This is a genomic window from Bacteroidota bacterium, from assembly GCA_030706565.1.
Classification (GTDB): domain Bacteria; phylum Bacteroidota; class Bacteroidia; order Bacteroidales; family JAUZOH01; genus JAUZOH01.
Map to the genome: position 1 here is coordinate 1 of JAUZOH010000166.1, position 8,088 is coordinate 8,088.

The following is an 8,088-nucleotide window of genomic DNA, read 5'->3' on the forward strand; positions in this document are numbered from 1 at the left end:
ATCTGTTGGGCTTAAATAATAACAAAACAATTTCAAAAATCAAAAATGAGAATTCATAAGATAAAATTCTTTGATTTTAGGTAATAAAGGATTCAATGACAGTAATCCTTACAAGAATTCTTATTGAATTGGCAGGATGGGTTAAGAAGAATAAGGGGAAATTATGCCTGACAAAATCATCAACAAAGATTCTTGAATTATTGTATACAACTCGTTTCGTCCGGAAATCTATTAACAAGAATTATTAAATCCATTTTTTAATTTTCGACAAATTAATTAAAAATGGCATCTTTACAGACAGTCACTTAAAAATATTACCATACTTTTAATTATTTTCTTCAATTTATAGGGAAGTTTAGACAAAATTTTTTTATTTTACAATTTAAATAAATAATTGGACCATTCCATGAAAAATTATCTGATAATTTTTCTGCTTTTAGTGCAGGCCTTCATCATTAAAGCCCAAAATACAGATTTTATCAATGGTTTTAATTGCAAAAAATATTTTAACGAGTCGTACGGGAAATTCCAAGACAACAGGTTTGACATCATCATTCCCGGTTATGACCGGCCTTGTCCGCTTGTGATCTTTATTCATGGCGGCGGTTTTCTGCATGGCGATAAAAACAATTTTTATTACCGGAAAGAGGATATCCAGTACTTTCTGGAGCATCATATTGCAGTAGCCACTTTAAACTACCGGTTTTATAAAACGGATGATTCTTTGGGCGTAAGGGTTTGTATTCGGGATATAGAAAGAGCGGTTCAATATATCCGGTTTAATGCATTAAAATACCATATCGACAAATCACGCGTAGGTTGTTACGGGACATCAGCCGGAGCCGGTTCCAGCCTCTATCTTGCTTTTCACGATGATATGGCCATAGCCGGAGATACCACTTTATTAGGAGAATCAACAAGAATCAAATGTGCAGGAGCCATTTCCACCCAATCCACCTATGATGTTTTTTCCTGGAAGAAAATAATACCCTGGTTGGGATTGGTGATGTTTTTAAAACAGCATACCCTTTATAATACTGCGGCAAATTTTTATGGTTATCCTACTTATAAAAGTTTTAAGCCCCACAAGGAACAGATTGAAAAGAGCCTGGATATTCTGAGTATGATAGACTCAAACGACCCGCCCGTTTATCTGATGAACCTGCAGAAAGGGACATTTCCAAAGAACATTGATATTATAGAACATCATCAGAACCATGCCAAAGAAGTTTCAAAGTGGTTAACCCGGGAAGGGGTGAAAAACTATTGTTACACCTACAAAAAACATCAGATAGAAAAAGAGCAGGACATTGATTATCCAATAAGCAAATTTTTTGAAGAACAATTAAAACAGCAATAGTATGCGCCGGCATATAGATTCCAGTGCAAATTTCCGTCGAATAAAATTTAGTCTTTAAAAGTTCAGAACAGTGCAATGGTTTCTTTTAAACCATGATGGGATACCTCTCCCCTCCTGTCAATCCCGGTGGCTGTCAGGACAAGCACACTAGGTTCTCATTGTTCATAAATTCTTAGCCAAAAATTATAATACCTAACGGTTTCAAAACCTGTTAGGTATCATTCAATATCTTCAGAAGGATTTTATAAATAGGGATCAAACTATTTCAAACCATTTCAAACCATTTCAAACTATTTCAAACTATTTTACAAATTTTTCACAACTACGATTTAATCTACCAGATTAAAGCTAGCATCAGCAAATCTTTTTAACCGGGATGTTCAGAAGGATTGCCAGTTTCTCAATTTTCCCGGCAATATGCCCGGTGCCAATTGCACAATGATGGGCAGGTCCTTGCTTTGACCACTGGTTAATAAATTCCCTGGCTCCAATTGGAAAACGATAACGGCTATTGGTGTTGCCAATTTCAAGAACAGGCCCGGGGACAGATTCTCCTTCGGCAACCAACAGGAATATGCCCTCCTGCCCCTCAACCACAGACAAAAGGGTAATAGGGCCATGTTTGACGGTCATTTGTATAGATAACCCCTTTCCGGGTTTCCCGTGAAAAACGGGAAGAGGTACAAGTTTCACGCGACCCTGGGCAATTGCAATATGTGCAGGCCCGTCATGTCCCAGAAAAACAATATCCTCCTTGAAATCCATCAGATAAAATTCAGAGAACGAGCCACCGGCACCAAACTCCGATAAAATTTTCATCGCCTGGACATTTTTAACCTCACATTCACCGGCAACAGGAATATTTCTGGCCGTTAATATGGTATTGCCGGCAATAACGGAAGTAACAATGTTTTCATAATCATTCCCCGCTTCTCCCTCATAATAATAAGCCAGGGAACTAAGATGATGAGCTTCAACCAACATATCCAAAGCGACAGAAGTACGGGCAGCACGTTCAATTTCATCATCGCCACATTCAGGAACCACATCAAAGTTCTCATGAAACTCATTGATCTTATCCTTCACCTGCTGTTGACTAACCCTATCCCTGTACTTTTTCAGTTCGCACATTTCCAACATTTCAAAATGAGTACCAAAAACTGCAGCTTGTTTTGTAAGATCGGTATAAACATCGAGCATGCCGCAATAATAATGGCCAAGTATGCCCAGTCTGTTGGTTTTCAATGCAGAAGAAACCTTGGCTGCCTCAACCCAACCTTTTATTTCCTGCCAGGCCTGTTTATCATCCAGATAACCGGTAACAAATTCATACCTTATTCCGGAACGGTTAAAAACGCAGGCAATCTCCGGTACTGAACAAGCCTGGCAATGGGCCAGCCATTCACCTGTCATCTTTCCCCTGTCAGAGATACTATTGAATGCAGCATAATCTATTGCAGCAACGGGTTGAAGATTAAGGATAATGACCGGAACTTTCAATTCCCGGGCAACAGGTAAAACAGTTGAAGAAAGGGCATAGGTCGAGACGTAAAGGAATACCAGTTCAACATCATTACGTTTGAGCACTTCAGCTGCTGCTTGAGCTTTAACAGGATTGTCAACCATACCGGCATCCACTACTTCAACCCCAAATTGACTGATTCCTTTTTTTATTTGTTCCTGGTAACCCAACAAGCGGTCAAGAAGGCCATCAAATTGTCCCCAGTAGGTATCAAGTCCAATACCGAATAATCCAACTGTTTTCATTATCATTAATTTTTAAAAGTGTTATAAAATCTTATTTTTTTATTATAATTACAGTCAATATCTTTCTACATCAGGATTAAGGTATTAAACATACCTAAAAATTAATTAATTTTGTATGTTTTGTTCAAAATTTAGCTTATGTCGACATCAGTACTAACAAAAACCGAGAAAGAAGAGATCCAAAAAAAGTTCAACGAATTGCTCAAGAATTTCTCGAGCGAGAGAGAGGATGATGTTGCACTGATTACAAAAGCTTTTAATCTGGCCAATGAAGCGCATAAAAACATGCGCCGTAAATCAGGTGAACCTTATATTTTCCATCCCCTGGCTGTGGCAAAAATCGTATCGGAGGAAATAGGACTTGGCACAAAATCAATAACCAGTGCTCTTTTGCATGATGTAGTGGAAGACACCGACTATACTCTTGACGATATCCGGGCAAACTTCGGGGAAAAAATAGCTGCAATTATCGACGGGCTGACAAAAATTTCGGATGTACTGGACAACAATATGTCCCTGCAGGCCGAGAATTTCCGGAAAATATTGCTTACCCTTTCTGAAGACGTCCGGGTGATTTTGATCAAACTGGCCGACCGTTTGCATAATATGCGGACACTTGGTTCCATGTCGCCGAACAAGCAGCAGAAAATAGCCGCTGAAACCATTTTCCTTTATGCTCCTCTTGCCCACCGGCTTGGCCTGTACTCCATCAAAACAGAGCTCGAAGACCTCAGCCTGAAATACAGGCATCCCAGGATATACGAAGAAATCGTCGGCCGGATCAAGGACAACGAAAAGAAAAGGCTGGAACTCATCCATGAGTTTTCACTGCCTATCATTGAATCCCTGGAAAAGAACGGGATTAAGTATGACATCAGTGGAAGGCCCAAATCCATTTATTCCATTTACTATAAAATGCAGCACAAGAATATACCTTTTGAAGAGGTATATGACTTGCTAGCCATCAGGATAGTCTTTGATTCGGTTCCGGGCATACCCGAAAAAACGCAATGTTGGAATATTTATTCTTTGATAACCGATATTTATATGCCCAAACCCGACCGTATCCGCGATTGGGTCAGTACGCCAAAAGCGAATGGCTATGAAGCCCTTCATGCCACGGTGATGGGACCGGGCGGCCATTGGGTGGAAGTACAGATCAGGACCCGCCGTATGGACGAAATTGCAGAAAGAGGTTATGCGGCTCACTGGAAATACAAGGAAGCAAACTCACAGGAAAACGAGTTGGACAAGTGGCTCCGTAAAGTACGGGAGATGCTCGAAAATCAGCAGACCGATGCCATGGAATTTGTCGACGAGTTCAAGATGAACCTTTTCGCTGCAGAAATAATGGTTTTTACGCCCAAGGGCGAAATCATCACCCTCCCCAAAAATGCTACAGCCCTGGATTTTGCCTACGAGATACACACCAAAATCGGGAACAATGCCATAGGCGCCAAAGTCAACCACAAACTGGTTCCCCTGAATTACAAGCTGACCAATGGCGACCAGGTAGAAATTCTCACCTCAGAGAAACAAAGATCTCAAAAAGAATGGCTAAAGTATGTAATGACGGCTAAAGCCAAAACAGCCATTAATTCTTCGATTAAATCCGAGATCAAGAACCGGATTGAGAAGGGAAAAAATATGCTTGAAGAGAAATTAAAGGAAAACAACCTGCTTCCCAGTTCAAGAATATTCAAAAAGCTGATGCCTGCTTACCAGGTTACTTCTAAAGATGAGCTTTACAGTAAAATAGGCAGTGGCATCATCACCCTGGAAGACCTGAAAAAAATCCTTAAGAAAAACAGCAAAAACAAATGGATCAAATATTGGGAGCTTCAGTTTTCAAAGGTCGGCAGTGGGAAATCAGAAGAAGAGCAGCAGGAAGAAAATCAGCAGGAAGAAAACAACCATAAGGAAGAGCTGGAAGCCCCGGTCAGGGATAAAAATTTCGATTATTCCAAACCCATCATCCTGCGGGAAAACATCGATGAAGCTGAACAGCCCTATGTAATTGCCAAATGCTGCAACCCCATTCCCGGTGACGATATCATCGGAGAAAAAAGCGCCAATAATGATTCCATCATCATTCATAAATCGCGCTGCCCCCATGCCATTAAATTGATGACCAGTCACGGAGACCTTATCGTTTCCGCAAAATGGACAACCTATAAAATACTTTCTTTCCTGGCAAGAATTGACATTGGCGGGCTTGATAAATTCGGGATGTACAACAACATCATCAACGTGATCACCACCGAGTTGAACGCCAACATCCGGAATATAAACCTTTCGAGCCATGATGGCATCTTCGAAGGCAATATTGATTTATATGTTCACAGCACCAAAGACCTTAACAACTTAATAATGAACCTCATAAAAATTAAAGGAGTAGAATCTGTCCACAGGGTTGAAGTATTTGAAAGTTAAGCATAAAAAATAAATTGAACGTTGTTATAAATAACTGATCACGACTTATTTAAATCCATAAAAGCCCAAAACTATTTTGTAAAAAAATTTTACTTTTGTCCATGATGATAAAAAGCGAAAAATATGATTTGTGATGAGACAAAAATGACCGTAAAGCAGATTTTTACGGATTATTTGGAGAAGAAAGGACATCGCAAAACGCCGGAAAGATATGCCATCTTAGATAAAATCTACTCTAAGGAAGGGCATTTCGACATAGAATCGCTGTATGTTGAGATGAAAAACAGCACTTACAGGGTAAGCAGGGCGACTTTGTACAACACCATTGAGTTGTTGCTTGACTGCAACCTGGTTGTCAAGCATCAGTTCGGGAAAAACATTGCCCAATTTGAAAAAGCCCACGAATGTAAGCAACATGACCATCTGATCTGCATTAAATGCGGGAAGGTGGTTGAATTCTGCGATCCCCGGGTACATGAAATTCAACTCACCGCTTCGCAGATGATGCATTTTAAGATAGAATACCATTCGCTTTATTTTTATGGAATTTGCAGCGATTGCAATGAAAAAGAAAAGAAAAATATCAAAATCGCAAAATAAACTATGCAGCTATTTTATATAATTATTAACTTAGCCTGCTTTTATTAAAATTTAAATATTTATTACTGTGGATATATTATTAGGACTTCAATGGGGAGATGAAGGGAAAGGCAAAATTGTCGATGTACTTACTCCGGATTATGATATTATTGCCCGTTTTCAGGGAGGACCCAATGCAGGGCATTCACTGGAATTCAACAAGATTAAACATGTCTTGCATTCCATTCCATCTGGAATATTTCATAAAGACAAAATAAATATTATCGGTAACGGCGTAGTAATAGACCCTATTATATTCAAGTCTGAAATTGACACCATTAAAAAGCTCAATCTGGATATTGATTTGGGAAATCTGCTCATTTCAAAAAGAGCTCATTTAATTCTACCTACGCACCGTATTCTCGATGCAGCTTCTGAAGCCTCGAAAGGACATACCAAGATAGGATCTACCCTCAAAGGTATCGGGCCGACCTATATGGACAAAACCGGACGTAACGGATTACGTGTAGGTGATATCTTGCGCCCGGATTTCCTGGACAAATATAACTTCCTGACCAATAAACATCTGGAGATGTTAAAGTCATTTAAATTCGACTTTGACCTTGCCGAGTTTGAAAAAGGTTGGTTTGAAGGTATTGAATCAATCAAAACCTTCAAATTAGTGGACAGCGAAATCGTGATCAACGATTATCTGAATGAGAACAAGACAATCATTGCCGAAGGTGCTCAGGGAACCATGCTGGACATAGATTTTGGTTCTTATCCTTATGTAACATCTTCCAATACAGTATGTGCCGGAGCATGTGCAGGCCTGGGCGTTGCCCCCAACAAGGTAAACGAAGTATTCGGAATTTTTAAAGCATACTGCACCCGCGTGGGCAGTGGTCCATTCCCCACTGAATTGACTGACGAGACCGGCGAAAAATTACGTGATCTTGGACATGAGTTCGGAGCAACTACCGGCCGAGCCCGTCGTTGTGGCTGGCTCGATCTGCCCGAATTAAAATACGCAATCATGCTCAACGGAGTAACCCAGCTTATTATGACAAAAGCCGATGTGCTTTCGGGTTTTGACACCATAAAAGTTTGTACAGCATATAAAATAGGCAATCAAACCTATAAAACCATACCTTATGATTTGGATGTGGAGGATTTACAACCCGAATATGCTGAATTAAAAGGATGGAAGACCGATATCTGCAATATGACTAAGATAAGCGAATTGCCTAAGGAACTGATCGATTTCATCAATTTCATCGAAAAAGAAATTGATATTCCGATTAAAGTTGTTTCTGTAGGTCCGGACAGAAATCAGACCATTGTAAAAGGATAAAAAATTATAACTACAAAAAAATGGAATTCAGGAAATTGAGTTCCATTTTTTATTTTTACTCACCAAGTTAACGGGGCACCAATAAGCCCCTGAAATTAAAACCTAACGGGTTTTGAAAACCTGTTAGGTTTGGAAAATTGATATAGCTTTTCATTCCCCCTAAATTTTAGCTTTCATTGCCGTCAGCTTCAGCTTTCACAATCCTTGATTTTTAATTCATTGCCGTCAGCTTCAAATGACAGATCCTGATCATTTAATGATATTTATTAGGCTTTAGCTCAAAATAATATCGTAATATTCGTCTAAGGCTGCAAAAATATTGCTTCATCAAATCAGTTGGCTGAAGCAAACGTAAATAATTAAGAAGATGGTCTACTTTAAATGCCCAACACGGGATTTTGCTTTTGAACTGATAAAATAAAATTTAATAATTCTTCTTTTTGAGAGGGATGAAACCAGGTAATATCTTCGTCACGCATAAACCAGGATATCTGCCTTTTGGCATATCTCCGGCTATCACGTTTAATCAGGGATATAGCAGTTTCCAGGGAAATTTTATGGTCAAAATATTCGAATAATTCTTTGTAACCGACCG

At 39.4% G+C, this 8,088-nt stretch carries 6 protein-coding genes; 4 read left to right on the plus strand and 2 right to left on the minus strand.

The features are described 5' to 3' along the window. Positions 1-406: 406 nt before the first annotated feature. A complete protein-coding gene (locus Q8907_09630) occupies positions 407-1,360 on the plus strand; it encodes an alpha/beta hydrolase (GenBank protein ID MDP4274525.1) in 954 nt (317 codons plus the stop codon). 354 nt (positions 1,361-1,714) lie between these two features. Here the strand turns inward: Q8907_09630 and Q8907_09635 are convergent, their stop codons facing one another. Then, a complete protein-coding gene (locus tag Q8907_09635; protein MDP4274526.1) occupies positions 1,715-3,127 on the minus strand; it encodes an L-fucose/L-arabinose isomerase family protein in 1,413 nt (470 codons plus the stop codon). Between the two features lie 138 nt (positions 3,128-3,265). Between Q8907_09635 and Q8907_09640 the strand changes: the two genes are divergently transcribed. The 3 genes from Q8907_09640 (at position 3,266) to Q8907_09650 (ending at position 7,493) form a co-directional block, all read left to right on the plus strand. Then, a complete protein-coding gene (locus Q8907_09640) occupies positions 3,266-5,560 on the plus strand; it encodes a RelA/SpoT family protein (protein MDP4274527.1) in 2,295 nt (764 codons plus the stop codon). A 123-nt stretch (positions 5,561-5,683) separates the two neighbouring features. After that, positions 5,684-6,160, plus strand: a complete 477-nt coding sequence (locus Q8907_09645) for a transcriptional repressor (protein ID MDP4274528.1) — start codon at positions 5,684-5,686, stop codon at positions 6,158-6,160. A 61-nt stretch (positions 6,161-6,221) separates the two neighbouring features. Beyond that, on the plus strand, positions 6,222-7,493 hold the full coding sequence (locus Q8907_09650; GenBank protein MDP4274529.1) for an adenylosuccinate synthase: 1,272 nt from the start codon (positions 6,222-6,224) through the stop codon (positions 7,491-7,493). 377 nt (positions 7,494-7,870) lie between these two features. Here Q8907_09650 and Q8907_09655 read toward each other — a convergent pair. Beyond that, positions 7,871-8,088: tRNA (adenosine(37)-N6)-dimethylallyltransferase MiaA (locus tag Q8907_09655; protein MDP4274530.1), on the minus strand; the 218-nt coding region annotated here is incomplete at its 5' end.

Bases quoted from the DNA above. Each gene is read 5' to 3' on its own strand.
- Q8907_09645 (MDP4274528.1), top strand. From the start codon at position 5,684: ATGATTTGTGATGAGACAAAAATGACCGTAAAGCAGATTTTTACGGAT.
- Q8907_09640 (MDP4274527.1), top strand. From the start codon at position 3,266: ATGTCGACATCAGTACTAACAAAAACCGAGAAAGAAGAGATCCAAAAA.
- Q8907_09635 (MDP4274526.1), bottom strand. From the start codon at position 3,127: ATGAAAACAGTTGGATTATTCGGTATTGGACTTGATACCTACTGGGGA.
- Q8907_09630 (MDP4274525.1), top strand. From the start codon at position 407: ATGAAAAATTATCTGATAATTTTTCTGCTTTTAGTGCAGGCCTTCATC.